Raw genomic sequence first — 25,210 nt, 5'->3', positions numbered from 1 at the left:
CCTGTGGACCTGGACCGCCAAAACAGGCGGCTTCAACGCCCCCACCATGACCTGGGACTCCGGAGCGGGCAACTGGGACCAGTTCCGTACCAAGCCGATCTAAGGTCCTCACCACACGCGACCGCCGCGGTGATCATCGATCACCGCGGCGGTCGAACTCATGTACGCGGCGACCACTCGATCAGGGAGTGCAGGGCCGCGGGAGCGCCGGTGGTCAGGGCCCAGTAACGATCGCCGTACGACCAGTGCCACCACTCCGTCGGGTAGTTGACGAACCCGGCCGCGGACATGACGCCGATGAGGATCTCCCGGTTGGCGCGGGCGTGCTTGGAGATGTTCGGCGCGGCCGTGTAGCAGGCGTCGTCGCTCTCCTCCGGGCTGGCGTTCACCTCGGTGCCCATGTCCAGCTCGGCGCCGTCGCCGGTGCACAGCGTGAGGTCCACCGCCGCGCCGCATACGTGCGGGCCGATGTGGGGCGGCGCCAGGGAACGGCTGGCCTGCACGTACACGTGCTCAGGCGACCAGTCGGGGTTGTCCGCGCCGAGCTGCGAGGCGTACCGCTGGAAGTACAGTTCCTGCAGCGCGGGCGGCCGGTACGCCTCGACCACGAGCAGCCGCAGCCCGTCGGGCAGGCCGTTCTGGGCGCGCAGGAGGCGCTCGACGTGACCTTGGCGGACGTGCGCGTACGCTCCGCCGGGGTCGGCCATCCGCTGGTCCAGCCGCAGGCCGGGGACGGTGCGCAAGTCTGCCAGCGGCTCCGCGCGATCCTCGACGGGGATCTCGCTGATTCTGGGGTCTGACATGAGGATGATGTCCGGCACGACGCTCTCCTTGCACAGAAAAGGGGCTGTTTAGGAGGACGTTGAGCGAGGGCACTCCAAATTCACTCCAGAAAAGCACCAGACGAGCGCAGTTCGCCGTACTCGCGGGTGCCGTACTCGGCGAAGACGGCGAGCGCCGCGGCTCGCATGGAGGCGGCGGCGGGGGCGTCCCCGGCCGCCTCGCGGGCGGCGGCCAGGTCGCGCAGGGTGCGGGCGCGGAACAGCGGCAGCCCCAGCCGGTCCCACAGCGCGACGGCCCGGCCGAGATGCTCCTCGGCCTGCGCGTGCCTGCCGTGGGCCAGGTGCAGCTCGCCGACGGTCCGCTCGACGAGCGCCATCCCGAACCGGTCGTCGTTCCGTTCGCACACCTCCATCGCCTCCCGCAGCTCGGGCAGGATGCCGGCGTCGCCGCCGAGCCGGATGCGGGTCTTGGCCAGGGCCTGCACGCAGTACGCGAGCATCAGCGGGTCGCCCGCCTCACGCAGCAGGGCCACCGCCCGCGCGCACAGCTCCTCGGCCCGGCCGAACTCGCCGACGGCCCGATGGACCAGGCCGATGGTACGCAGCGTGATCCCCTCGCCGCGCTTGCTGCCCAGCCTGCGGAAGGCGGCCAGGGCGTCGTCGAGCAGTTCGCGGGCGGCGGCGATCTCACCCTGTTCGAGCAGCACCGATCCGGCCAGCCGTTTGACGTATCCGACCGCGGCGTCGTCGCCGAGCGAGCGGAACACCTCCGCCGCGTCCCGCAGGTGGGCCAGCGCCGCGGCCAGGTCGCCCAGCTCGCGGCAGGCGTTGCCGATGCCGGCGACGGCCACCGCCTGCCCGTGCGCGTCGCCGCCCGCGCGCAGCAACGGCAGCGCCTGGCGGAAGAACGCCTGCGCCTCCGGATAGCGGTCCTGCCGGTAGCGGAGCTGGCCGAGCCCCACCAGCAGCGTCGCCTCGGCCAGCGGATCGCCCGCCCGCCGTGCCGCGCCCAGCGCCGACTCGTGCGTACGCCGCCACTCCTCGAAACGGGTGTCCACGGAGAACGAGGAGGAGCACAGGGCGGCGGCCACCTCGCAGGCCACCTCGTGCAGGTTCATGGCGGCCGCCCGCTCCACCGCGACGACCAGGGCGGGGCTCTCGGCGCTGAACCACGTGACCAGGTCGGCCACGTCCGCGTCGACGGGCCTGGCCATGGCGTACTCGCGCCGCAGCGTCAGCGCGCCCGGCGGCCGGGCGGCGGCGGCCCGGGTGATCAGCCACAGCCAGCCGCCCAGGGCGCGGTTCACGGCCGCCGCGCGCTCCTCGGGCGGCTCTTCGGCCTCGGCGCGTTCGGCCGCGTACACGCGCAGGAGGTCGTGCAGGCGGTAGCGGGCCTGCCCGGCCGCGTCCACGGCGACATCGTCGAGGAGCTGGGCGTCCATCAGGCGTTCGACGGCCTCCTCGGCCTCGGTCTCGGGCACGTCCAGGAGCGCCGCGGGCACCCAGGACGCGAAGTCGGGCACGCCCAGCAGCCCGAGCAGGCGGAACGCCCGTTTCGCTCCCTCGTCGAGCCCCCGGTAGCTGAGCGCGACGCTGGCCCGTACCTCCAGGTCGCCGGCGGTGAGCTCGTCCAGGCGGCGGTGTTCGTCGGCCAGCCGTCCGGCCAGCGTCGCGAGCGGCCAGTTCGGGCGGGCCGCCAGCCGCGCGCCCGCCGTGCGCAGCGCGAGCGGCAGATGACCGCAGAGGCGGACGATGTGCCCGGCCGCCTCCGTCTGCGCCCGTACGCGCTCAGGACCGGCGATGCGGGCGAGCAGGTCCACTGCCGCAGGGGTGTCGAAGACGTCGAGGTCGCTCACCCGCACCCCGTCCAGGCCGGCGAGCCTGCGCCTGGCCGTGATCAGCACGGCGCAGGTGGGGCTGCCCGGGAGCAGGGGGCGTACCTGCTGCTCGGAGCCCGCGTCGTCGAGCACCACGAGCACCCGCCGGCCGTGCAGGGCGCTGCGGTAGGCGTCCACGCATTCGGGCACCGTCGACGGAATCGCGGACGGCGGCAGGCCGAGCGCCCGCAGGAAACGGCCGAGCACCTCCAAAGCCGGGGCCGGAGAGCCGGTGACGCCGCGCAGGTCGGCGTAGAGCTGCCCGTCGGGGTAGGCCGGGGACGCCTGGTGGGCGGCCTTCACCGCGAGCGTCGACTTGCCGACTCCGCCCTTGCCGGAGATGACGCACACCGTGACCGTGTCGCTGGGGGCGCCGAGCAGGGCGGTCAGCTCCGCGAGCTGGCGCTGCCTGCCGGTGAAGTCGGCGACCCCGCGGGGCAGGTGCGCCGGGACCGGCTGTGATTTGGGCAGCGCCGGAGCGGGGTCCAGGGCAGGGTCCGCGCGCAGCACCGCCTCGTACAGTTCCTGCAGCTCGGGGCCGGGATCTACGCCCAGCTCGTCGGCCAGCGCCTTGCGGCCCTCGTGGTAGACCGCCATCGCGTCGGCCTGGCGGCCCAGCCGGTACAGGGCTCTCATGAGCAGGGCGCGGGGGCGCTCTCTGGTGGGGTGCAGGCGGACCAGCTCGGTGAGCTCGCCGGCCGCCTCCGCGTGCCTGCCCAGCGTCAGCTCCGCGTGAAGCAGCTCCTCCTGGACGAGCAGCCGCGTCTCGTCGAGGCGGGCGGCCTCGCCGCGCAGCACGTGCCCGATGCCGCCGAGCGCCGATCCGCGCCACAGCGCCAGCGCCGCGCGCAGGCTCTCGGCCGCGCGGTCGTGCCCACCGTCCGCCGCGTGCCGCCGGCCTTCGGCGACCATCCGCTCGAACGACTCCACGTCGAGCCGGCCGGGCTGGAACCGGGCCGCGTACCCGGGCGGCCTGGTCTCGATCACCTCCGCCTCGCCGCCGTCCGCGAGCGTGCGGCGCAGGCCGTACACGTACGTCTGGACGAGCGCGGAGGCGCTGCGCGGTGGGTCGTCGCCCCACAGCACGTCCACGAGCCGCTCACTGGAGACGACCTTCCCGTCGGCCAGCAGCAGCGCGGCCAGGAGGGCGCGGGGTTTCGGGCCGCCCAGCGCCAGGCGCTTGCCGCCGTCCCAGGCTTCGACGGGGCCGAGCAGACGGAACTCCACTGATCCCCCTCGGGGCGGTGACCTTGTCCCCGCAGTGATAACACCGCGGGACCCCGTACGCCACCGCCCCGAGGAGGAAATCGGTCAGTCAGATCAAGCAGCGCATCGCCGACGGATACGGCGCGAAGGTGACGGTGGACGGCCAGGAGTTCGCGGCCTTCCCGCCGCCGGTGAGCCTGCTGGAGGCGGGCGGGCTCGGGCTGCCCGCGCAGAAGCAGGAGTGGCTGCGCGGCCTGGCCAGGGCGGTGCTCGACGGCGTGCTCACCACCGAGCACCTGCGCTCGCTCGGCCCCGAGGGTGCCCTGGCCGAGCTGCGCGCCATGCCGGGGGCGGGGCCGTTCTCGGCCGGGTTGATCCTGATCAGGGGGCGGGCGCGCCGGACGCGTTCCCTGGCGACGAGCCGCGGCTGTTCGGGATCCTGCGCGAAGCGTACGGGCTGCCGGAGGACGCGTACCGGAGGCTGGCCGACGCATGGCGGCCGTACCGCTCCTGGGCCTCGTTCCTCTTCCGGTCCTCCGCGTACGGCGTGCTGGACGATCGGGACTGACCGGGGGAAGCTTCGGCGAGCGGCCCGTGTTCGCACCTGCATGGAGAACCGTTTCGCGGACGTGGCTGTCATCCGGCGACTGCTCAGCCAGGCGCAGACGTGGGCTTTCGTGGGTCTCAGGGACAACCCGGACCGCACGGCCTACGACCAGGCCCGCCTGCTCCAGTCGAGGGGCAGGCGGATCATCCCGGTTCACCCGAACGCCGAGACGGTTCTGGGTGAGCGCGGATACCGGTCGCTGGCCGAGGTTCCGGACAGCGTGGACATCGTGGCCGTGTACCGGCGTTCGCGCGACGCCGGGGAGTCGGTGGACGACGCGATCGCGGCCGGCGTCAAGGCGGTCTGGCTCCCGCTCGGCGTCATCGACGAGGCCGCCGCCCAGCGTGCGCTGGACGCGGGCCTCGACGTCGTGATGGACCGCTGCCCGGGAGTCGAGTGGGCGCTGCGCCGCGCTAGCTAGGCGGTCGCGGATCTCTGGTGAGGCCTGGATCGTAGGCCCAGCCGGCCTCACGGCCCTGCCGCTCCATGTCCTGCCTGAACGGCGAGCCGTACGGCGTCGCACAATGCCACGCGCGGGATCAGCCGTTGCGACTCCCGGGGCAGACGGGCATAAGCACCCGAGCCGGATCGAGCGACAGCGTGGCCTTCGGAGATGAGCACCTTCAGCGCCTCAGGTGGCCGCTCCGGGGTATGGGTGGACAACCCCGCATCCGGAAATACGACGCTCAATAGCGAACGTTTCCGCGCGTAGGCGGAAAGCGGTTTTGCGGACGAGGCGCTCGGCGGCTCGACCAGCGCCATCGGAATTAAGCGCCGAAACCAAATACTGGAGTGGCCGAAGCCCGGTAACGCAGCCGACGAATATGGGGAGTGCAATCGCGTAGGCTGGGACAAGTGCGATTAAGAGTAGCGTTCACGGAGCAGGCGGCCCGCATCGGCCGGATCGCCACCACCGCCCTCGGTGCGGTCCTCATGGCTTCGGGGTGCGTGTCACCACCGGCCTCAGTGACAATGCGGGTCGATCCCGCCGCTCTCAACGACGTTCGCGGAATAGGCGAGGTGCGGGCGGAGGCCAGTGACGAAAGCGAGAGAGACGGCAGGACACAGGTCGCGCGAGACCTCGTCATCGACGTCGGGGCCACAAGCGGCCGAGCGGCGCTCGACAAGGCGGCCGATCTACTGGCAGCCCGTAAGTGGCTGATCAAAGCGCAGAACCGGCCGACAATCGTGTTGATGGAATCCGCCCGATGGGGCGAAACGTACGCGACTCTGCGTCCGTTTAATCCTGCGTACTTCGAAGACAAGCCAGAAGTTCTGGAGCAACTTAAGAAGGCTTCCGCCAAGGAGGAATCGCTCGTATACCTTAGTGTATATGAAGGGACAATATGATAGAGAACTTTAAGGCTGAGTTTGCGGCTTGGTGTTGAGACCCCAATCGAATGATCATGGTCCCGCCGTTCACGGTAGCTGCTCCTGCAAGGGCCGTCGGTGCGCGACGCTCGGGCCCAGGAGGCGTCGGGTGACTCAGGGGGAAGAGGCAGTTGTCCGGCTACAAGTACAAGATTGAGCACTCGGCCGACACCACCGATCCGAGCGGCTGGACCAGCCTGGAGGACCACACGACCGCCCTGACCACGTACTTCCCTGCCCCCGAGCGCGGTGAGCGCCCGAGCAACGGCTCGAGCTCCTCGGGTGGCGGCATCTACGAACTCGGCGTCTACGGCGCTCCGGCCGCCGGGTGAAGCGGGTCGGCTGAGCTGGGCCATCCGCGCCACCGCCTGGTGGCGCGGACAGCGAGGGTTACCGTACGGCTGCGAACGCCACAGCAGTGGTAGAGGCGATGGCCGTCGTCAAGACCACCATCAAGAGCACCGTGCCCAGCGGGTTCTTCCGCGGTCGCGGCGGCACGGCGCGCTTGGCGCGGACGTAGGTCACCGTGGGCTTGGGGGTCGGCTTGATCGTCGGTTCGTGCTTCGGTTTCGGAGTCGGCTTGGCCCGGACGGGCGCGGGTACGACAGCGGGCACCCGCACCCGGTTGGGGGTCGGACGAGAGGTCGGTCGCTGGGTCGGCTTGGGTTTCGCGGGGCGGGGAGTGATCACGACCCGGACCCTGGGCGTCGCCTTCGGAGTGGCGACGGGTCGCGGGTTCAGGGTGACGCCGGGCTGTGGGTTGGGGACGGCTTGGGGCGGCGGGTTCGCGGCCGGCGACCCGCATCGTCCGATGTGCACACTCACCAGTGGCACGTCCACGCAGACGGCCACGTCGGCGCTGACGCTCACGGTCGAGTCGCCGGGGTCCGGGTCGGCCGCGGCGGGAGCGCCCGCGGACAGCGCCAACAGCGTGCCCGCGAGGAGCAGTGGCATGCGCCAGGCGCCCACGGTCAGACGCCTCCGGAAATCCGTGCGAACTCCTGCAGCGCGCTCTTGTACGCCCCAGGCTCCACGGCCAGCGGGCCGTTGAAGGCGTGGGAGATGTCCCAGGTGAGGTAGATGCCGAAGCCGAGCATCGCGGCCATCGCCACCACCGGCAGGAGCGCCAGGCCGCGCGGCCTGGCCCCGGCCAGGAACGGGAACAGGACGACCAGCAGGCCGGTGACGATCGTCAGGGCCAGCAGTCCGTCGGGTGGGGTCGCGGCGGCGTCGGCGGTGCGCTGGGCGCGGGCGGCGGCGATCGCCGCGAGGTGGTCGAGCACCGCGGTCCTGGCCTCCTTCTGGTCCGTGGTCACCTGCAGCGCGTCGACGCGGGCCCGGAGCGCGTCGAGCCGCTCCGTGCCGACGGGGTCCATCGAGCCACGCTCCATGACGGGCCACTCGTCCTTGACGATGAACGTGATGTAGTCGCGCAGGCCGGCGCGTACCAGGGCGGGGGCGGTGCCGGGCAGGCCGGAGGCCGACCAGTAGGCCTCCACCGCGGCCTGGCTCTCGGTCTGCGTGTTCTGGGCGGCGGTGTCGGCGGTGGTCCACGGCACGATGATCGCGATGGCGAAGACCAGCAGGAACATGGCGGACAGCATCGCGCCCGCGTGCCCGGCCGACGGTCCGCCGGCGTCGTTGTCGTCGCTGCCCTTCTTCGCGAGCCGGAACAGCGTGGCGGCGACAGCTACCACGCCTACCGCGGCCGCGGCCGCGATGATGTATTGCAGCATAAGGATCTCCCCAATCCCCACCGGACACTGAGCGTGACATTACTATCACAGATAGCACGGCTACTCAGGGGATACATTGCGGTACAGGACGTCACCGAATGGTCTCGGCCGGGCGCGAAGGTGAGGTCACCGGTCAGTCCGGCACTCAAGAGCCGGATTCGTGACAAGTCCCGATTCGTAGCCCCTGCGGCTGGACGGATCGCCGACGAGATCATGGCGCGGGGAGAGAAATGTCCAGGCTGACTCTCCGTGTCATGAAATATCGGGACCATGGGCGGCGTGAACCTTCTCAACGGCCGCAGATTCGTGATGGTGAGTTCGACGGCGAGCGTGGTGGACCTGGAGCGGCCCACCGAGTTCGACTACTGGGAGGCCGACGGGGTGGTGTGGGGCAGCTACACCGGCGACACCGTCGCGCACGGCCGTTTCGTCGGCACCAGGGACGGCGACGTCGTCTCCATCGCCTACGCGCACGCGCTCAAGGCCGGCGGCAAGGCGGGCGGCCAGAGCAACAGCCGTATCGAGACCGACGCCGACGGCCGGCTGCGCCTGATCGAGGAGTTCCAGTTCGAGGGCGACGACACCCGGCACGTCAGCGTGTGCACGGAGGTCGTCACCCCCTGACCGCCCAAAGCACGGTGAAGGCCCGGCCGATGCCAGGTCAGCCGTCCTTGCGCAGGGCGGCCCTGCCCTCCGCGGCGCCGACGAAGCGCATCTTGCCGAGCGGCACGTCGCCGGGGGCCTCCTGGGCCGCCCGCCGTACCGGACGGGCCTTGTCACGGTCGCTGGGCAGCACGTACGGCCGCCTGAGCACCTCGTCCAGGATGAAGACAGTCTCGGTCGCCTTCACGGCCGGGATGTTGGCCAGCCGGTCGGTCACCATGGCGTGCACCTCGGCCACGTCAGACATCCGCACCTGGATCATCGCGTCGTGCTGGCCGGTGGTGATCGCGCAGTACTCCACCTCGGGCATCCTGGCCAGCTCCGCCCTGAACTGCTTCCACATCTGCTGCCGCACGGTCACGAAGATCAGCGCGGTGATGCCGAGCCCCGTCCTGACGTGGTCGATCTCGGCGGTGAACCGCTTGATCGCGCCGTCGGCACGCAGCGCCTCGAAACGGGTGTACGCGTTGGCCCGGGAGATGCCCACCCGCTCGGCCAGTGCCGAGACCGAGATCCTGCCGTTCTCCCGCAGGACCTCGAGGATCTTCATATGGACCGCGTCGAGCTCGAGGCCGATGCCGATCCGTCCAGGCTGACCACCAGCACCGGCACCATTTCTGGAAATTTCACTCATAGTTACCCCCGGCCTATTTATATACGTCTCAGCGACCGCACAGCGCCTGGACGTTCTGCCGGACAATCCTCGGCATCTTTCGGCCAATCGTCCAACTGGAGGACTCAATGGCGACCCGCTCGCAGACGGCGGCTGTGCTGCTCGCCGGTGCACTCGCCCTCGCCGCCTGCGGAAGCGGCGGTTCCCAGACCCCCGCCGCCCAAGGTGGCGGCGGCAAGACCCTGGTGATCGACACCTCCTTCGACCTCAAGACGGCCGACCCCGGGCGTACGTACGAGCCGACGGGCCTGTTCGTGGAGAAGGCGATCTACGAGACGCTGCTCACCTTCGAGGGCGCCGACGTGACCAAGCCGGTCCCGGCGCTGGCCGAGTCGTACGAGCTGTCCAAGGACGGCAAGGTGCTCACGCTCAAGCTCAAGCAGGGCGCGACGTTCGCCGACGGCTCCCCCGTCACCGCGGACGACGTGGTGTTCTCGCTGACCCGGGTGCGGGACATGAAGGGCACCCCGTCGTTCCTGCTCGACGGCGTCGAGGTGGACAAGAAGGACGACTCGACGGTCACGCTGACCTCCAAGGCGGCCAACCCCGCGCTGCCGTTCATCCTGCCCAACCCGGCGCTCGGCATCATCAACAGCAAGCTCGCCAAGCAGCATGGCGCGACCGCGGACGCGCAGGACAAGGCCGAGCAGTACCTGAACTCGGCCGCCGCCGGGTCGGGCCCGTACACGATCGAGTCGTTCAACGTGAGCAGCCAGGTCGTGCTGAAGGCGAACGCGAAGTACTACGGCACCAAGCCCGCCTACGACAAGGTCGTCATCCGCAACGTCGAGGCCGCCACCCAGAAACTGAACGTCCAGCGCGGCGACAGCCAGGTGGCGCTCAACCTGTCGGGCGACCAGGTGACCGGCATGCCGGCGAACCTCCAGGTCAAGAAGACCGCCTCGGCCAACGTGATCTTCCTGCTGGCCAACCAGGACGACAAGGTCAGCAAGACCACGCCGAACGCCAAGTTCGTCGAGGCCGTGCGCAAGGGCGTCGACTACACGGGTCTGCTGGAGCTGGCCGGTGAGGGCTCCACGCAGGCGCCCGGCGTGATCCCGTCGCAGCTGCTCGGCGCGCTGCCCGCCGACCAGGCGGCCAAGCGCGACGTCGAGGGCGCCAAGGCGGCCCTGGCCGCGAGCGGCGTGGCCAACCCCACGGTGAAGCTGGAGTACCCGAGCGAGCTGACCGTGAACGGCCTGTCGTTCCAGCCGCTGGCCGAGCGGATCCAGGCCAATCTCAAGGAGGTCGGCATCACGGTGGACCTGCAGCCCGCGCCGGTCACCACCGCGCTGGACAACTACCGCAACGGCAAGGAGGAGATGGGGCTCTGGTACTGGGGCCCGGACTACCCGGACCCCAGCGACTACCTGGCCTTCCTGCCGGGCAAGACGGTGGGCCTGCGTGCCGGGTGGAAGACCGGCGCGGCCAAGGAGATCGAGGCCGCGGGTGAGAAGGCCGCGACCGCGATCGGCGACGACGCGCGCAAGCAGGCGTACGCCGACGTGCAGACGAAGCTGAACGCCTCGGGCCCGTTCATCCCGCTGATCCAGCCGAGCCAGAACATCGTGACGGCCGCCTCGGTGACCGGCCTTGAATACCACCCGGTCTGGACGGTCGACGTCGCCCGCCTGGGCGCGAAGTAAGCATGTCCGCCACGGACGACACGCCCCGCGCGCCCCGGCGGCGCGGGGCGCACCCCCTCGCCCGGTTCCTGATCCGGCGCATCCTCCTGGCGCTCCTGCTGGCCTGGGGCATCACGCTGGTGACGTTCGTGCTGACGAACCTGGTGCCCGGCGACCCGGTGGCCGCGAACCTGGGTCAGCGGGCCCTGGGCGACCCGGCCATCGTCGCGCAGTGGCGCTCCGAGCACGGCCTGGACAAGCCGCTGTGGGAGCAGTACCTGCTGCACCTCCAAGGCGTCGTCCACGGCGACCTCGGCACCAGCCAGCAGAGCCATCGGCCGGTGAGCCAGGACCTGGCCGAGTTCGTGCCGGCGACGCTGGAGCTGGCCGGGGCGGCGATCCTGGTCTCGCTCGTGCTCGGTGTGGCGTTCGGCGTGATCGCCGCGCTGCGCAGGGACCGGCTGGCGGACCACGCGCTGCGGGTGCTGAGCCTGATCGGCATCTCGGTGCCGACGTTCTGGCTGGCGCTGGTGGCGTTCTACGTGTTCTTCTACCGGCTGCAGATCACCCCGGGCAGCGGCAGGGTCGACGCGGCGCTGGGCTCGGCCCCGGCCGTCACCGGCCTGCAGACCGTGGACGCGCTGCTCGCGGGCCGGTGGGACATCTTCGGCTCGGCCGTCGGCCACCTGATCACGCCCGCCCTCGTGCTGGCCCTGTACACGATCGGGCTGCTCACCCGCTTCACCCGCTCCGCCGTGCTGGAGGTCCTCGGCCAGGACTACGTGCGGGCCGCCAGGGCCAAGGGCCTGCCCGGCCGGACGATCCTGTTCCGGTACGTGCTGCGCTCGGCGCTGGTGCCGATCATCACGGTGGCGGGCCTGGCGTTCGGCAGCCTGCTGTCCGGCACGGTCCTGGTCGAGGCGATCTTCGCCTGGCCGGGCGTCGGCCAGTACGCCTACAAGAGCGCCACCACCCTCGACCTGCCCGCCGTCATGGGCGTCGGGCTCGTGGTCGGCGTCGTGTACCTCGTCATCAACCTGATCGTGGACGTGCTGTACGGCGTCATCGATCCCCGAGTGAGGCTTCAGTGAAACGGGATCCCCTGGCCCGCAAGGGCCTGACCGGGCGGCTCCCCCACGCGTGGCGGCAACCGCTGGCCGTCATCGGCGCCGTGATCGCGATCCTCTGGCTGGTGGTCGCGCTGGCCGCGCCGGTGCTCGCGCCGCACGACCCGCTGGCCCAGGACCTGCCGCGGCTGGCGGCCCCCGGGCCCGGGCACTGGTTCGGCACGGACCAGCTCGGCCGCGACATCCTCAGCCGGGTCATGCACGGCGCGCGGGTGTCGATCCCGCTGACACTGATGCTGGTGGCGCTGTCGGTGCTGGTCGGCGGCCTGCTCGGCGCCTGCGCCGGATATTTCGGTCGATGGGTGGATGAGACGATCATGCGGGTGGCGGACCTGGTGTTCGCCTTCCCGACGGTCATCCTGGCCATGGTGGTGGCCGCGGCGCTCGGGGCGAGCCTGACCAACGCGGTGCTGGCCGTACTCGTCGTGGCCTGGCCCGCCTACGCCCGCGTGACCCGCGGGCTGGTGCTGGGTGTGCGGGAGCGGGAGTTCGTGCTGAGCGGGCGGCTGCTGGGCTTCTCGGCCTGGCGCTCGCTGCGCGTGGACGTGCTGCCGAACGTGACGGGCCCGGTGCTCGTCCTGGCCACGCTCGACATCGGCACCGCGCTGCTGCTGCTGTCGGGGCTGTCCTTCCTCGGCCTCGGAGCCAAGCCGCCGTCTCCGGAGTGGGGCGCGATGGTGGCCTCCGGCGTGGAGGTCTTCGACAGCTGGTGGGTGGCGACCTTCCCCGGCCTGGCGATCCTGACCGTGGTGCTGGCCTTCAACTTCCTCGGCGACACGCTGCGGGACGCCCTCGATCCCCGTACGGCCCGCGCCATCAAGGAGCGTGCGCTTTGACATCCTCCACCCGCCTGAAGACGGGGGATTTCAACAGCGACTACCTCGCGAGGAGGAGGTCGCGTTGAGGTTCGCGGTTCACGGGCCCGCCCAATGGCGAGCTTCCCCGCGCAGCAACGGCATGCCCTGCCGCCGTGTCGCGTACGTTCTTGGCCGCGTTGACGTCGGCGTTGTCCTGGTGCCCGCACGCGACGCACAGGAAGGGGGCTTGGCTCTCGCGGCTCTCCCTGGCGATGTGCTTGCAGGCGTTGCAGGTCTGCGACGTGTAACGCGGGTTAACCGTCTGGACACGACCCGGAGCCTTGTGCTCCAGCCGGACCGCGAGTCGGCCCCAACCGGCGGCGAGGATTGCCCTGTTGAGCCCTGCCTTCTGGCGGACGTTCCTGCCAGGCTCGGCCAGGGTGCCCTTCGCGGAGCGGGTCATGTTGCGAATCTGAAGGTCTTCGATGGCGATCATGTCGAACCGGCGGGCCAGATCGGTCGAGGTCTTCTCGATCCAGTCCTTGCGCCGGTCGCTCTCGCGGGCTTTAAGCCTGGCGATGGCCTGCTTGACCTTGACGCGGCGCTTCGACCCGCGCTGTGCGCGGGCCAGCTTCCGCAGCACCCGCAGCAGACGCACCTTCTCCGTGCCGTGGTATGTCGGCACGGACAGCAGTTCGCCCGTGGACAGAGCCGCCGACACGCAGACACCCCGATCTACTCCGACGACCTCGCCCGTACCCGGCGCGGGGATAGGCTTTGGGATCGCGGCGAAGGCGACATGCCAGCGGCCCGCCCGGTCACAGGTGATGCGATACGACTTCATTCCCTCGGGCATGTTGCGGGACCAGCGGAACCGAACCCAGCCCACCTTGGGCACCTTGACTTCGCCCACGTTGCGGGACAGGCGGCGCACATCTCCCGCCTTGACCGCCACGATCCGGAAACCTTCTCCCCGTCCGCGCTTACGCCAACTCGGGCGCCTGTGGGTCTTGCCGAAGAAGTTCGCCATCGCCTGCGCAAAGTCTTTGAGCGCCTGCTGCTGCACGATGATCGACCCGGCACGCAGCCACGCGAACTCTGCTCGCGCCTCCGTCAGTTGGCGGCACTGCTCGGCGAAACCGGGCGCGCTCGCGCCCCCCGCCTTCCAGTGCTGATGCTGCTCGACCGCGAGATTCCACACGAACCGGGCATGCCCGCAATGCTCGAGCAACGCCGCCTCTTGGGCAGGCGTGGGCTGGAGCCGGTAGCGGGACATGCCGATCAAGCTACAGATCAACACCGACAAAACCGGGAGCCAGAGTGTCTGTCCGCTTCGCGTTTCCTCCCTGTCCTAAAGGACGGGGCATCCACGCTGAAGGTGCTTGGTGACCCTGGACATCACCGATCTGAAGGTGACCATCGGCGACAAGAAAATCCTTCGCGGCGTGGACCTGTCGCTCCAGGAGGGCAGGGTGCACGGGCTGGCGGGCGAGAGCGGGTCCGGCAAGACGATGACCGGGCTGGCCGTCCTGGGCCTGCTGCCGCACGGCTCGCGGACCACCGGCAGCATCGCGCTCGGCGACCGTGAGCTGCTCACGCTGCCGCCGAAGGAGCTGAACCGGGTCCGCGGCGGCGAGGTGGCCATGGTCTTCCAGGACCCGGCCACGAGCCTGCACCCGATGCTCACGATCGGCAAACAGCTCACCGAGCACATGCGCCACCACCTCGGCGTCGACAAGCGGGAGGCCCGGCGGCGGGCCGTCGAGCTGCTCGGCAAGGTGCGCATCCCCGGCGCCGAGGAGGCGTACGGGCGCTTCCCGCACCAGTTCTCGGGCGGCATGCGGCAGCGCGTCGCGATCGCCATCGCGCTGGCCTGCTCCCCCAAGGTGCTGATCGCCGACGAGCCGACGACGGCGCTGGACGTGACCGTGCAGGCGGGGGTGCTGCGGCTGCTGCGCGGGCTCTGCGACGAGCTGGGGCTGGCCGTGCTGCTCGTCACCCACGACCTGGGCGTCATGTCGGCGGTGGCGGACGAGGTGAGCGTGATGAAGGACGGCCTGGTCGTGGAGACGGGGCCGCGCGGCCAGGTGCTGCGCGAACCCGCCCATCCGTACACCCGCTCCCTGCTCGACTCGCTGCCCGAGACCTCACTGCCCGAGACCTCACTGCCCGACGCCGAGCCCTCTCCCGCTCCCCGTTCGGAGGATTCATGACCCTGCTGGCGATCGACGACCTGGTCGTCGAGCACCGCTCGCCCGGGCGCCCGATCGTCAGGGCGGTCGCCGGGGCGAGCCTGTCCGTCGGCCCCGGCGAGGTCGTCGGCCTGGTCGGCGAGTCCGGCTGCGGCAAGTCGACGCTGGCCCGCGCCGTCTGCGGGCTGAACCCCGTCACCGAGGGGTCGATCACGTTCGACGGGCAACCGGTCACGCCGCTCGGGCTGCGCAAGCGGAAGCTGACGGGCATCCAGATGGTGTTCCAGGATCCGTACGCGTCGCTGAACCCGCGCCGCCGCGTGGGCGACCAGATCGCCGACGGCCTCCGTACGTCAGGCGACACCGCCACCGCGCCCGCCGACCTGCTGGAACGCGTCGGGCTGCCGCGTGACGTCGCGGGCCGGCACCCGCACGAGTTCTCGGGCGGGCAGCGGCAGCGCATCGCGATCGCCAGGGCGCTGGCGGCCAGGCCCCGGCTGCTGATCGGCGACGAGCCCATCTCGGCGCTGGACGCGTCGGCCCAGTCGCAGGTCGCCACCCTGATGCGCGACCTGGCCGTGGACTCGGGGGCGGGGCTGCTGTTCATCAGCCATGACCTGTCGGTGGTGCGGCTGATCGCCGACCGGATCGCGGTCATGTACCTCGGTAAGATCGTTGAGGTGGGCAACACGGCCGAGGTGTGGGCGAACCCCCGGCACCCGTACACACAGGCGCTGTTGCGCGCCATCCCCAAGCCCGACGGGATGGGCGTGCTGCCCGCCGAGCTGCCCGGCGACGTGCCGGATCCGGCGCACCCGCCGCGGGGCTGCCGGTTCAACCCGCGCTGCCCGCAGGTCATGGACGTCTGCCGGGACAAGGAACCCGACTTCGGACCGGTCGCCTGCTGGCTGCACGAGCCTGCGACGTGACCGAGCCCATCCTGGACGCCGTGCGGGCGGCCATGGTCGAGGCCGAGGTCGACGCCCTGGTTCTGCGGCCCTCACCCGACTTCAGGTTCCTGGGTGGGAAGGGCGAGGGGTTCCTCGTCGTCACCCTGGACACGGCCGCCGAGACCGCCGATCCCGGCCCGCTCGTGCCCCGCGCGGCGCGGCGGGTCGGCGTGGACCCCGAGATGCGGGTCCGCGAGCTGTTCGGGCTCACGATCGAGGCCGAGCTGGTGCCGGCCACGGCCGTGCTGGCGCCGCTGCGGCTGCGCAAACGGCCGGAGGAGATCGAGGCGGTCCAGCGCGCCGTCGTGGCCGCCGAATCGGTGCTCGGCCAGGCCCGTGAGCTGGCCTGGTTCGGCGCCACCGAGGGCGCGATGGCCGCGCGGCTGCGGCGGCTGCTGCTGGAGAGCGGCTGCGAGGAGGTCCTGTCGCTGCGGGTCGCGGCGGGTGAGCACACCGCGCGTCCCGCGCACCAGCCCGGCGGCCGGGTGATCAACCCCGGTGACGCGCTGCTGGTCTCGCTCTGCGGCCGATGGAACGGCTACTGCGCGGAGGTGGCGCGCGTGTTCGCCGTCGCCGAGCCGCCGGAGGACTTCGAGGCCATGTACTCGGTGGTACTCGCCGCGCGGGCCGCCGCCCTCCGCTCGGCACGGCCGTCGGCCGCCGCCGAGAGCGTGGCCAGGGCGGTCAGGGACGTGATCGACGGCAGCGGGTACGGCCGTTTCGCCGCCGCGCACTTCGGCCGGGGCGTGGGGCTGGGCCATGATGAGGGCCCGCGGGTCGTCCCTGGTGACGACACGCCGCTGGAACCGGGGATGACCCTGTGCCTGGAGCCCGCGATCTACGTACCGGACCTGTTCGGCGCCCGGGTGGCCGACGTGGTCGCCATGACGGCGGAGGGCCCCGTCGCCCTCGGCTCCGGCCACCACACCCTGCACGTCCTCGACCGCTGACGCCGCCTCCCCCACGGCTGACGCTTCACCGAGGCCGTCCGTGAGCTCGGCCGACCACCCGTCTAGGCTGATTCGGGGGATCATCGGAGGGCGTCTTGGACCAGTTCGTGCTGCTCATGCTCATCCTGCTGGGCGCACTGATCACGGTGCCGCTCGGCGACCGGCTCGGGTTGCCGTCGCCGGTGCTGATGACGCTGCTCGGCATCGTCCTGGCCCTGCTGCCGTTCGTGCCGGACGTGGACGTACCGCCCGACATCGTGCTGCCGCTGCTGCTGCCTCCGCTGCTGTACGCGGCCGTGCGGCGGACGTCGTGGCGGCAGTTCGCGGCGAACTGGCGGCCGATCTTCCTGCTCGCCGTGGCGCTGGTGTTCGTGACGACGGCGGTCGTGGCGGTGACGGCGCACGCGCTCATCCCAGGCCTGCCGATCGCGGCCGCGGCGGCGCTCGGCGCGCTGGTGGCGCCGCCCGACCCGGTGGCGGCCACGGCGGTGGCGGGCCGGCTGGGGCTGCCCAGACGGCTGGTGTCGCTGCTGGAGGGCGAGGGTCTGTTCAACGACGTCACGGCGATCGTGCTGTACAAGGTGGCGATCACGGCGGCGGTCACCGGCGTCTTCTGGTGGCCGGGCGCGCTGGGCGAGTTCGTGCTGTCGGCGGTGGTGGCGGTCGCGGTGGGTCTGACGCTCGGCTGGCTGGCCGGTCGGCTGATGGCCGTGCTCGGCGACGCCACGCTGCAGGTGGGGCTGTCGCTGCTGGTGCCGTTCGTCAGCTACGCGCTGGCCGACAGGTGGCACGGCTCGGGGGTGCTGGCCGTCCTGACCACTGCGTTCTACCTGAGCGAGCACATGTCGGACGCCGACGACGTGAAAGGCAGGTTCGCCTCGGCGACGTTCTGGCAGATCGTCGACACGCTCGTCACGGGGGTGGCGTTCGGGCTGATCGGGCTGGAGCTGCACACCGTGTTCGGCACGCTCGGCGGGCGGCTGGGCGAGGCGCTCGGCTGGAGCGCCGCCGTGGTGGGCGTCGTGGTGGTGGTACGGCTGGCCTGGCTGCTGCCGGCCGCCTGGCTGGCCAGGAAGACCCGCCGGGCCGGGGACGACGAGTCGGAGGTGCCGCTGAGCTGGCGCGAGACGGTCGTCATGTGGTGGGCGGGCATGCGTGGCGTCGCCTCTGTGGCGCTCGTCCTGGCGATCCCGCTGCGGACGGATGACGGGGCGCCGTTCCCGCAGCGGGCCATGCTGGTGTTCATCGCGTTCGCGGTCATCCTGGCCACGCTGGTCGTACAGGGGCTGACGCTGCCCTGGCTGGTGTCCAAGCTGGGCGTCAAGTCCGACACCGCGGCCGAGCGGGACCTGGAGCGGCGGCTGGCCATCAGCGCGGCGACCGCGGCCAGACGGCGGCTCAAGGAGATCGACGAGGCCGAGGACCTGCCCGAGGAGGTGGTGGAGCTGCTCGCCAAGCGGATGACGGACATCGGCATGCGGATCAGCGCCGAGGCCGCCGATGCCGAGCGGCGCGCGGCCTACGAGAAACGCGCCGAGCGGGTACGCACGGTCAGGCGGGTCGAGTCGGAGATGATGTCCGCCGCCCGCCAGGCGGTGCTCGACGCGCGACGCGACCCGAACGCCGACCCGGAAGTGGTCATCCGGGTGCTGCGCCTGCTCGACGCGCGGAGTCTGCACTGACCGTCATGCCGGCGCCGCCTGCCCGGTGAGGATCGACTGATGCAGCGCGGCCAGCCGCTCCCCAGGATCGAGCCCGAACTCGGCCCGCAGGTGCCGGGCATGGGAGCGGTAGGCATCGAGCGCTTCGGCCTGCCGCCCGGCCAGGTAGAGGGCGCGCATCAACTGGCTGTTGAGGCGCTCGCGCAGCGGGTGCCGTCTGGTGACCGCGATGAGCTCGGCGATGAGTTCATGATGGTTGCCGTGCGCCAGTTCGAGCTCGAAACGCTGCTCGCTCGCCTGAAGGCAGCGCTCCGTCAAGGCGGGGACCACCTGGTCGTGCAACGTCATCGACGGCACATTCGGCAGCAGCGGGTCGCGCCACAATGCCGCCGCCCGCCGAAGAGGGCTCAGCATCCGAGCCGGATCTCCGGCAGCCTTTCTGGCCAGCTCGCACAGCGTTTCGAACTCGGCGAGGTCCACCTCACCATTCAGCAGATAGCCGTCCCCCGAATTGTGGATCCCGTGGTCGTGGCCGAGAATCTGCCGCAGCCTCGAGATGTACACCTGAATCGCGCACCGCGCGCCGGCCGGTGGCTCGTCGTCCCATACGCGTTCGATCAATGTCCGCACCGTTACCGGATGGCCGGCGGCCAACGCCAGGCTGGCCAGAATCGTGCGCTGCTTGGCGGCGGGCACCGCGACGACCCGCCCGTCCCGTACGACCTTGAGCGGTCCGAGCACTTCGAACCGGAGAACGCTCCCCATGGGAACGACTGTGACCGATTCCAGCGTCGTGGGGCTGTCCGCCCGCTGACGCCGACCTGACGCCGCCTCAGTCAATCAGCAGGAGCCGCGACCAGGCGAGCGGCTCTCCGGCGGCGGCGGACAGCAGGGCGAGCGCCACGCCGGCCGCCCCTCTGAGCAGGCCGGGATGGTCGACCGCCACTCCGTTGTCCTCCACGTCGAGGTAGCCGAGGAGCGAGTCGGACCGGTAACGATTGAACAGTTCGCCGACCAGCCGCTGCACGGCGTGCCGGAAAGCGGGCTGGTCGGTGTCATGGGCGAAGGCCAAAGTGATGAGGAGCTGTCCGGCCGTACCGTGGCAGAGGTTGGGAGAGGGCAGCCACGGCGGTAGCGCGCAGTGGGTCAGGAAGGCGTCCACCGCGAACTCCTGATAGCGCGGCGCTCCGACGGCGGCGCCGGCCAGGTAGAGCGCGCGGGCGATGCCCGAGCCGCCGTGGCACCAGGATCCGGCGTTGACCCGCGGCCGGTCGGAGCTGCCGCTCGGATCCAGTTCGACGGCATCCGGCCAGAGGACCACCCCGCCCTCGGCCCCGGCCTGAGCCATCAGCCACCGGGCGCCCCAGTGGATGGCGGTCTCGACGTCGGGCCGCTGGAAGCGGTGGTGCCGTTCGAGCAGGGACAGCGCCGCGAGCGGTCCTGCCACACCGTGCGCCAGCCCGCAGTCGACCAGCCTGGCTCCCTCCCCCGGCCGGAACCGGTAGCTCAGCCGAGGGAGCCCGTCCTCGCTCAGGACCGCGACCAGCGCGTCGGCCACCGAGGCCGTGACCCGGTCGGCCTGTTTCGAGCCGGCGCGGCTACGCAGGTAGCCGCACCAGCCGGAGATTCCCGTGACCGTGTCGTATCCGCGAGGCGCGGGCCGCTCGTCGGCGGCCAGCCCCTGCGCGAAGCCGCCCATCCTGGCCAGCAGCCGGTCCTCGAAGGACAGGAACGACGCGCGGTGGGCACCGAGACCGGGCTGCCAGGCCGCGGTGGCGTAGCCGACGGTGCCGGAGAACAGCGACAGCGTCGCGTCCGGCGCCCTCGCCTGATCGAGGCCGGCCGCCAGGAACTCCTGTCCGAGCGCCTCCCACCCCGTGTCCGGGAACCGGTCGGCGAACGCCGCGGACATGAGCCCCAGCCCGGCGTCCCCCATGGACAACCCGGCCGCGGACCAGGTGTTCGCCTGCCGTTTCGCCGTGACGCGCGCCAGTGTGGCCAGAGCTTGCCGGCGCAGCCGCGCATCCGCCACCTGCCCGGCGACCTGCCGCGCGCACACCGCGATGAGCGTGTTCATGGTCAGCAGAGCTTCGATCCTGCTTCGCAGCAGGTGTCGTAACACGTCGCCCAGACCGTGCCGCACCCTTCCACGCCGTCCAGGCACAGGGTCTGATGCACCGTGTCCGCCATCGGGACGGTCGCCGCGACGGCCGGATCAGGCAGGCTGCGTAGCTGCAGATCAAATGAATTATCCATGTATCGAGTCCTCGAGTCTCAGCAGACGGTGGGCGGCGACTGGCAGGTGTCCTTGCAGGTTTGGTAACAGGTGGCGCCGCTGACGGTGGGGCAGTTGCGCGTGTTGCACATTTCGATGGTCATCGACATGTCATGGATCCCGTATTCCGCGGATTTCGTCGGCAGGCTGCGCAATTGCAGGTCGAAAAGCTTTTCCATGTTCCACTCCTCCGGCTGGCATTCGCATGCAGAACCCAGAACGTATCTCACGCTTCCTTCGTATCGTTTACGCGCCGCCTACGCGGCTCGCGAAATCGGCGCGTAAGCGGCAGGTATGCGCGGCCGATTAATCTGGGGGCGCGGTAATACCAAATGAAGGGGTTTCTGTGCCGGAGGAAATTGAATTCGCCGTGGCCGACTTCGCCCTGCTGCGTACGCCGGCCCTTTCCGCCGGCCATGCCGCGGTGACCCTCGAGGACCTCGACCCCGACGATCCGGGGCAGTGCGATCGGATGATCGACTATCTGCGTCGAGTGTCGGCGCCGCCGCTGGTCCGCGAGGCGCTGGAGGTGTCCAGCCGGTCCTTGGCCAGGATTCTCGGCAAGGTGGAGCGCGGCGAGGACGTCTCTCACGCCAGGCTGCGCCGGGCGGTCTACGCGGTGACCAAGTACGTGCTGCGCATGTCCACCAGGCCGACGCCCTTCGGGCTGCTGGCGGGCGTGGAGATCGCCGGGTTCGGCGACCGGACGCGGGTGTCGCTCGGCGGCGCGCACCGTAAGGTCGTGCGGCCGGACATGGACTGGCTGCTCGCCGTCGTTCGCAGGTGGGAACGGGATCCGGAGATCCTCCGGGGGCTCCGGGTGGTCGTCAACGATCTCGCGCAGGTTCGCGGGGATCGGCTGGTGCTGCCGTACATCCGCGCCGACGACCAGGGCGGGCACGCGCACGAGACCTCCGTGCGGCACTCCGCCGCGGTGCGCAGGGTCTGCGAGCTCGCCGGCACGGCGACGCCGTACGCGGAGCTGGTGGCGCTGCTGACAGCGGAGTTTCCCGAGGCGTCCGAGCAGGTCGTCGAGTCGATGCTGGCGGAGCTCGTCCGGCACGAGTTCCTGCTGACCGACCTGCGGCCGCCTTCGTACGGCCGCGATCCGGTCCGGCATGTGCTGGACCGGGTCGGCGCGAGGGAGCCGGAGGCCGTCGCGCTCGCCGAGATCGACCGCGCGCTGCAGACCTACGCGCGGCGGCCGCCCGGGGAGGGGATCGCGCAGCTCAGGGCCGTCATGACGGCCATGGACCGGCTGCGGGCCGCCGACCAGCCCGTACAGGTGGACCTGCGGGTGGACGCGCGGGTCACGCTCCCGGCCGCGGTGGTGAACGAGCTGGAGCACGCGGTCACCACGCTGCGGCGCGTCACGGCCGACACCGGGCTCACGCACCTGTCGCAGTACCACGAGGAGTTCGTGGAGAAGTACGGCATCGACAACCCGGTGCCGCTCAAGGAGCTCCTCGACCCGGCCAGAGGACTTGGTCCACCGGCGGGCTATCTGCGGCCGTCCGGCTCCCGGCGTCCGGCTCCGCATGCCGACGTGCCGTCCGGCAGGGCCCGGCTGCTGGCCAAGCTCGCGCAGCAGGCCGGCCGGGACGGGCGCCAAGAGGTCCTCCTGGAGGCCGACCACGTGCGACGGCTCAGCGTCAACGGCGCCGACGCGCCGCCGTCGGCCATGGAGCTGCCCGTGACGGTGCTGGCGGACTCGGCCCGCGCTCTCGACGAGGGTGATTTCCGGCTGGTGATCCCGGCAGCCTCAGGATCGTCGCAGTTGGGGGCGTTCTTCGGCCGTTTCCTGCACCTGTTCGCGGACTCGCCACGGCCGATCGCCGGCCTGCGTGATCTCCACACCACTACAGCCGGCGCGGTCGCGGCGCAGCTCACCTTCCAGCCGCACCGGACCCGCCTGGGCAACGTCTCCCAGGTGCCACGCGTTCTCGACCAGTTGGTCAGCGTCGGCGCCTACGTGGCGGATCCCGGTGTGCTGGGTGTGGACGACCTCGCCGTCTATGCCGACCTCGCGCGGCTCCGCGTGCTGTCCCTGTCGCTCGGGCGTGAGATCAGGCCGATGCCGTTCCACCTGATGAACCTGTACACGGGCGCGCCGAACGCCGCGCGGCTGCTCGCGGAGATCTCCCAGGCGGGCACGGGTGTCTGGCGCGGCTGGCAATGGGGCTCGCTGAACCATCTGCCGTTCCTTCCGCGCGTGCGGTACGGCCGGACGGTCGTGGCATCGGCGCGCTGGCTGCCGCCCGCGTCCCTGCGCGACCCCGCCCGGCAGGGCGGCCAGTGGCCCGGCCTGCTCGACGAGTGGCGAGCCCGATGGGCGGTCCCCGACCAGGTCAAGGCCACCCTCGGCGATCAGCGGATCACCCTCGACCTCACCTCCCCGCTGCATCGCGGGCTGCTCAGGCGCGAGCTGGCCCGGCAGCCGGACCTGGTGCTCCACGAAAGACCGTGCGGAGGCGAGCCGGGCACCGGCTGGCTGCACGGCCTGGCCAACGAGGTCGTCATCCCGTTCGTGCCCCGGCACCGGCCGCCGAGCGCACCCCGCGCTCCCGTCCGCCTCACCTCGTCCCGGCCCCGTCACCTGCCGGGCGGGCAGTGGCTCTACGCCAAGCTGTACGTCCCGGCCGAGCAGCAGGACGACCTCCTGGCCACGGCCGTTCCGCCGCTCATCGACGCGGTGCGATCCCGGATCGGCCGCTGGTACTTCCTCAGGTACGCCGACCCCGATCCGCATCTGCGGCTCCGCTTCCACGCCGGCCGGCGCGTGCTGCCGCTGCTGCACGACTGGGCGCGGGACCTGTGTGATTCGGGAAGGGCGCAGCGGCTCGTGCTCGACACCTACGAGCCCGAGGTGGCCCGCTACGGCGGGGAGAAGGCCATGGAGCTGGCCGAGCAGGTGTTCCATGCCGACTCCGAGGCCGTGCTGGCCCAGTTGCGGCTCCGGCTGGACGGGATGGACGGCCTCCCGTCCGAGGTGCTCGCGGCGGCCAACTATGTCGACATCCTGCGCGGGCTCGGCGACAAGTCGTGGCAGCAGTGGCTGCTGGCGAACTATCCCAAGGGCGCCCACCATCACGCCTTCCGCCGCCACCGCGAACCGGCCATGCGCCTCATCGATCCGGCGGGTGACTGGCACGCGCTGCGGGCGTACGAGAAGAACCTTCCGGCGCTCTGGGCACCCCGGTCGAGAGCGGTCTCCGAGTACGGCGAGGTGCTGCGCCCCGGAGAGCCGAGCTGGACGACGGCCGTCAACAGCCTGCTCCACATGCACCACAACCGGCTCGTCGGCGTCGACCGCGAGACGGAGAGCGCGTCCTACGCCATCGCCCGCGGCGTGGTGCGGGCGGCGCGCGACCGGCGGGCGTTCGGGACATGAACCTGCTCCAGGTGACGGCGGAGCACGTTCTGGGCCACGTCGCCGACGGACTGAGTGACCCGGGGCGAATGGCGAGCGCGGCGACCGTCATGTCGAGCCTGCCCCCCGATCTCAGGGTCATCGACACCGGCGCGCTGTCCATGAGCGGCGGCCACACCGGCGTCGCGCTGCTGTTCGGTGTCCTGGGCGACCGTGAGCGCGCCTACGCGCACCTCGCCAGGGCGGCTTCGCTGCCCGATCCGCCCGGCAGCGGCGGGCTGTGGACCGGGCTGCCCGCCCTGGCGATGGCGACCTGCCTCACCGCCGCCGCTCCCGGTGACTACGCGACACTGCTCGGGCAACTCGACACGTTCGTGGCCGGCGTCGTCCGGCGACGGCTGCGTGCCTTCCGCCAGGAGCTCACCCGGCGGCGGCCCCGAGGATTTCATCACTACGACATCCCCTACGGGCTGACCGGCCTGGGCAGGTATCTCCTCCTGCGCGGGGAACACGACCTCGTCGCCGACGTACTCGCCTCATTGGTCGAGCTCACCCGGCCCATCGCGGTTGGCGGCGACGAGCTCCCCGGCTGGTGGGTCGAGGGCGGTCCCACGCTGAGGGACGTCGACGGATACGAGCTCGGCCACGGCAACCTGGGCGTCGCGCACGGGATCACCGGGCCGCTGTCGTTGCTGGCCATCGCCATGGAACAAGGGGTCCGTGCCCCCGGCCAGGACGCGGCCATGGAGCGGATCGTGGAGTGGCTGCTGGACCGGCGCCTTGAGGACGGTCATGGCCCGTTCTGGCCGGCGACCGTGACGCTGCCCGAGCAACTGGGGATCCGGCCGCGGTCCGACACGGCGTTCCGGGCGAGCTGGTGCTACGGCACGCCCGGCATCGCCCGCGCCCTCCAACTGGCCGGGCGGGCCCTGGGGCGTTCCTCGTGGGAAGAGGCCGCCGTGGGCGCCATGCGGGCGATGCGCGATCGGCCGGTGGCGGACTGGGGAGTCTCCGGTGCGTCGCTGTGCCACGGGTGGGCCGGGATACTCCGGACAAGCTGGCGGATCGCCGAGGATTCTGGAGATAGCGCGGTCCGCTCCATCGTCGGCACCGCGGCCACCCGGTTGCTCGCCCTGTACGACGCCGGGTCGCCCTTCGGCTTTCGATACCCGCTCGGACACGGAGTCGAGATCGACGTGGCCGGCGCCATCGAGGGTGCGGCCGGGATCGGCCTCGCGCTGCGGAGCTGCCTCCTCGCGGAGGCACGCTCCGACTGGGACACGCTCCTTCTGCTGAGCTGACCGAACGGGCCGCGCCGGGGAATCGCCCCGGCGAGGCCCGCATTCGG

At 71.2% G+C, this 25,210-nt stretch carries 23 protein-coding genes; 13 read left to right on the top strand and 10 right to left on the bottom strand.

What is annotated here, in order from left to right; all coding sequences use genetic code 11:
- Positions 1-158: 158 nt before the first annotated feature.
- Together AB0B91_RS56670 and AB0B91_RS56665 are read right to left on the bottom strand one after the other, a co-directional pair.
- The gene (locus AB0B91_RS56670; RefSeq protein ID WP_358340114.1) at positions 159-821 is read right to left on the bottom strand and encodes a M15 family metallopeptidase; all 663 of its coding nucleotides are present in this window, start codon (positions 819-821) and stop codon (positions 159-161) included.
- 62 nt (positions 822-883) lie between these two features.
- Complete coding sequence (locus AB0B91_RS56665) at positions 884-3,886, bottom strand: BTAD domain-containing putative transcriptional regulator (RefSeq protein ID WP_358340112.1); 3,003 nt, start codon at positions 3,884-3,886, stop codon at positions 884-886.
- A gap of 128 nt (positions 3,887-4,014) precedes the next feature.
- Between AB0B91_RS56665 and AB0B91_RS56660 the strand changes: the two genes are divergently transcribed.
- From AB0B91_RS56660 to AB0B91_RS56650, 3 genes are all read left to right on the top strand, one after another.
- The gene (locus tag AB0B91_RS56660; protein WP_358340110.1) at positions 4,015-4,893 is read left to right on the top strand and encodes a CoA-binding protein; all 879 of its coding nucleotides are present in this window, start codon (positions 4,015-4,017) and stop codon (positions 4,891-4,893) included.
- 434 nt (positions 4,894-5,327) lie between these two features.
- Positions 5,328-5,822 carry a hypothetical protein gene (locus AB0B91_RS56655; protein WP_358340108.1) on the top strand — a complete coding sequence of 165 codons (495 nt, stop codon included), beginning with the start codon at positions 5,328-5,330 and terminating at the stop codon, positions 5,820-5,822.
- A 152-nt stretch (positions 5,823-5,974) separates the two neighbouring features.
- A complete protein-coding gene (locus tag AB0B91_RS56650; RefSeq protein WP_358340106.1) occupies positions 5,975-6,175 on the top strand; it encodes a hypothetical protein in 201 nt (66 codons plus the stop codon).
- A 58-nt stretch (positions 6,176-6,233) separates the two neighbouring features.
- Here AB0B91_RS56650 and AB0B91_RS56645 read toward each other — a convergent pair whose 3' ends face one another.
- Both AB0B91_RS56645 and AB0B91_RS56640 read right to left on the bottom strand, forming a co-directional pair.
- Positions 6,234-6,797: a hypothetical protein gene (locus AB0B91_RS56645; RefSeq protein ID WP_358340104.1), complete on the bottom strand. Its 564-nt coding sequence runs from the start codon at positions 6,795-6,797 to the stop codon at positions 6,234-6,236.
- A 17-nt stretch (positions 6,798-6,814) separates the two neighbouring features.
- Positions 6,815-7,579, bottom strand: coding sequence for a hypothetical protein (locus AB0B91_RS56640; protein ID WP_358340103.1), 765 nt, complete (start codon positions 7,577-7,579; stop codon positions 6,815-6,817).
- A 279-nt stretch (positions 7,580-7,858) separates the two neighbouring features.
- On the opposite strand from AB0B91_RS56640, the gene AB0B91_RS56635 reads away from it, so the two are divergent.
- A complete protein-coding gene (locus tag AB0B91_RS56635) occupies positions 7,859-8,203 on the top strand; it encodes a hypothetical protein (protein ID WP_358340101.1) in 345 nt (114 codons plus the stop codon).
- A gap of 37 nt (positions 8,204-8,240) precedes the next feature.
- Here the strand turns inward: AB0B91_RS56635 and AB0B91_RS56630 are convergent, their stop codons facing one another.
- Positions 8,241-8,876: an Lrp/AsnC family transcriptional regulator gene (locus AB0B91_RS56630; RefSeq protein ID WP_358340099.1), complete on the bottom strand. Its 636-nt coding sequence runs from the start codon at positions 8,874-8,876 to the stop codon at positions 8,241-8,243.
- A gap of 107 nt (positions 8,877-8,983) precedes the next feature.
- Between AB0B91_RS56630 and AB0B91_RS56625 the strand changes: the two genes are divergently transcribed.
- Genes AB0B91_RS56625 through AB0B91_RS56615 form a run of 3 tightly spaced genes read left to right on the top strand, consistent with a single transcriptional unit; the run spans position 8,984 to position 12,503 of the window.
- Positions 8,984-10,561, top strand: a complete 1,578-nt coding sequence (locus AB0B91_RS56625) for an ABC transporter substrate-binding protein (RefSeq protein ID WP_358340097.1) — start codon at positions 8,984-8,986, stop codon at positions 10,559-10,561.
- Between the two features lie 2 nt (positions 10,562-10,563).
- Complete coding sequence (locus tag AB0B91_RS56620) at positions 10,564-11,631, top strand: ABC transporter permease (RefSeq protein WP_358340095.1); 1,068 nt, start codon at positions 10,564-10,566, stop codon at positions 11,629-11,631.
- On the top strand, positions 11,628-12,503 hold the full coding sequence (locus AB0B91_RS56615) for an ABC transporter permease (protein ID WP_358340093.1): 876 nt from the start codon (positions 11,628-11,630) through the stop codon (positions 12,501-12,503). The genes AB0B91_RS56620 and AB0B91_RS56615 overlap by 4 nt, the downstream gene beginning before the upstream one ends.
- A gap of 40 nt (positions 12,504-12,543) precedes the next feature.
- Here the strand turns inward: AB0B91_RS56615 and AB0B91_RS56610 are convergent, their stop codons facing one another.
- Entirely contained in the window at positions 12,544-13,740 is a 1,197-nt protein-coding gene (locus AB0B91_RS56610; protein ID WP_358340091.1) for a transposase, read from the bottom strand.
- Between the two features lie 109 nt (positions 13,741-13,849).
- On the opposite strand from AB0B91_RS56610, the gene AB0B91_RS56605 reads away from it, so the two are divergent.
- The 4 genes from AB0B91_RS56605 (at position 13,850) to AB0B91_RS56590 (ending at position 18,238) form a co-directional block, all read left to right on the top strand.
- Positions 13,850-14,677 carry an ABC transporter ATP-binding protein gene (locus AB0B91_RS56605; protein ID WP_358340089.1) on the top strand — a complete coding sequence of 276 codons (828 nt, stop codon included), beginning with the start codon at positions 13,850-13,852 and terminating at the stop codon, positions 14,675-14,677.
- Complete coding sequence (locus tag AB0B91_RS56600) at positions 14,674-15,585, top strand: ABC transporter ATP-binding protein (protein WP_358340087.1); 912 nt, start codon at positions 14,674-14,676, stop codon at positions 15,583-15,585. Before AB0B91_RS56605 ends, AB0B91_RS56600 begins: the two co-directional genes overlap by 4 nt.
- Positions 15,582-16,556, top strand: coding sequence for a Xaa-Pro peptidase family protein (locus AB0B91_RS56595; protein ID WP_358340085.1), 975 nt, complete (start codon positions 15,582-15,584; stop codon positions 16,554-16,556). The genes AB0B91_RS56600 and AB0B91_RS56595 overlap by 4 nt, the downstream gene beginning before the upstream one ends.
- A 95-nt stretch (positions 16,557-16,651) precedes the next feature.
- A complete protein-coding gene (locus AB0B91_RS56590; protein WP_358340083.1) occupies positions 16,652-18,238 on the top strand; it encodes a Na+/H+ antiporter in 1,587 nt (528 codons plus the stop codon).
- A gap of 3 nt (positions 18,239-18,241) precedes the next feature.
- Here AB0B91_RS56590 and AB0B91_RS56585 read toward each other — a convergent pair whose 3' ends face one another.
- The 4 genes from AB0B91_RS56585 to AB0B91_RS56570 form a co-directional block, all read right to left on the bottom strand.
- Positions 18,242-18,982 (bottom strand): BTAD domain-containing putative transcriptional regulator, encoded by a 741-nt coding sequence (locus AB0B91_RS56585; protein ID WP_358340081.1) that lies wholly within the window; start codon positions 18,980-18,982, stop codon positions 18,242-18,244.
- 67 nt (positions 18,983-19,049) lie between these two features.
- Positions 19,050-20,294, bottom strand: coding sequence for a lanthionine synthetase LanC family protein (locus AB0B91_RS56580; protein ID WP_358340079.1), 1,245 nt, complete (start codon positions 20,292-20,294; stop codon positions 19,050-19,052).
- A gap of 2 nt (positions 20,295-20,296) precedes the next feature.
- On the bottom strand, positions 20,297-20,473 hold the full coding sequence (locus tag AB0B91_RS56575) for a hypothetical protein (RefSeq protein WP_358340077.1): 177 nt from the start codon (positions 20,471-20,473) through the stop codon (positions 20,297-20,299).
- An 18-nt stretch (positions 20,474-20,491) separates the two neighbouring features.
- Positions 20,492-20,671 carry a hypothetical protein gene (locus AB0B91_RS56570; protein WP_358340075.1) on the bottom strand — a complete coding sequence of 60 codons (180 nt, stop codon included), beginning with the start codon at positions 20,669-20,671 and terminating at the stop codon, positions 20,492-20,494.
- 167 nt (positions 20,672-20,838) lie between these two features.
- Here AB0B91_RS56570 and AB0B91_RS56565 point away from each other — a divergent pair, with 167 nt between their 5' ends.
- Together AB0B91_RS56565 and AB0B91_RS56560 are read left to right on the top strand one after the other, a co-directional pair.
- Positions 20,839-23,883 carry a lantibiotic dehydratase gene (locus tag AB0B91_RS56565; protein ID WP_358340073.1) on the top strand — a complete coding sequence of 1,015 codons (3,045 nt, stop codon included), beginning with the start codon at positions 20,839-20,841 and terminating at the stop codon, positions 23,881-23,883.
- Positions 23,880-25,163 (top strand): lanthionine synthetase C family protein, encoded by a 1,284-nt coding sequence (locus tag AB0B91_RS56560; protein WP_358340071.1) that lies wholly within the window; start codon positions 23,880-23,882, stop codon positions 25,161-25,163. Before AB0B91_RS56565 ends, AB0B91_RS56560 begins: the two co-directional genes overlap by 4 nt.
- The last annotated feature ends 47 nt before the right edge of the window (positions 25,164-25,210 follow it).

The sequence above is a fragment of the Nonomuraea sp. NPDC049141 genome, from assembly GCF_040648415.1.
In the GTDB taxonomy this organism is placed as follows: Bacteria; Actinomycetota; Actinomycetes; order Streptosporangiales; family Streptosporangiaceae; genus Nonomuraea.
This window is presented reverse-complemented; position numbering and strand designations above follow the sequence as displayed.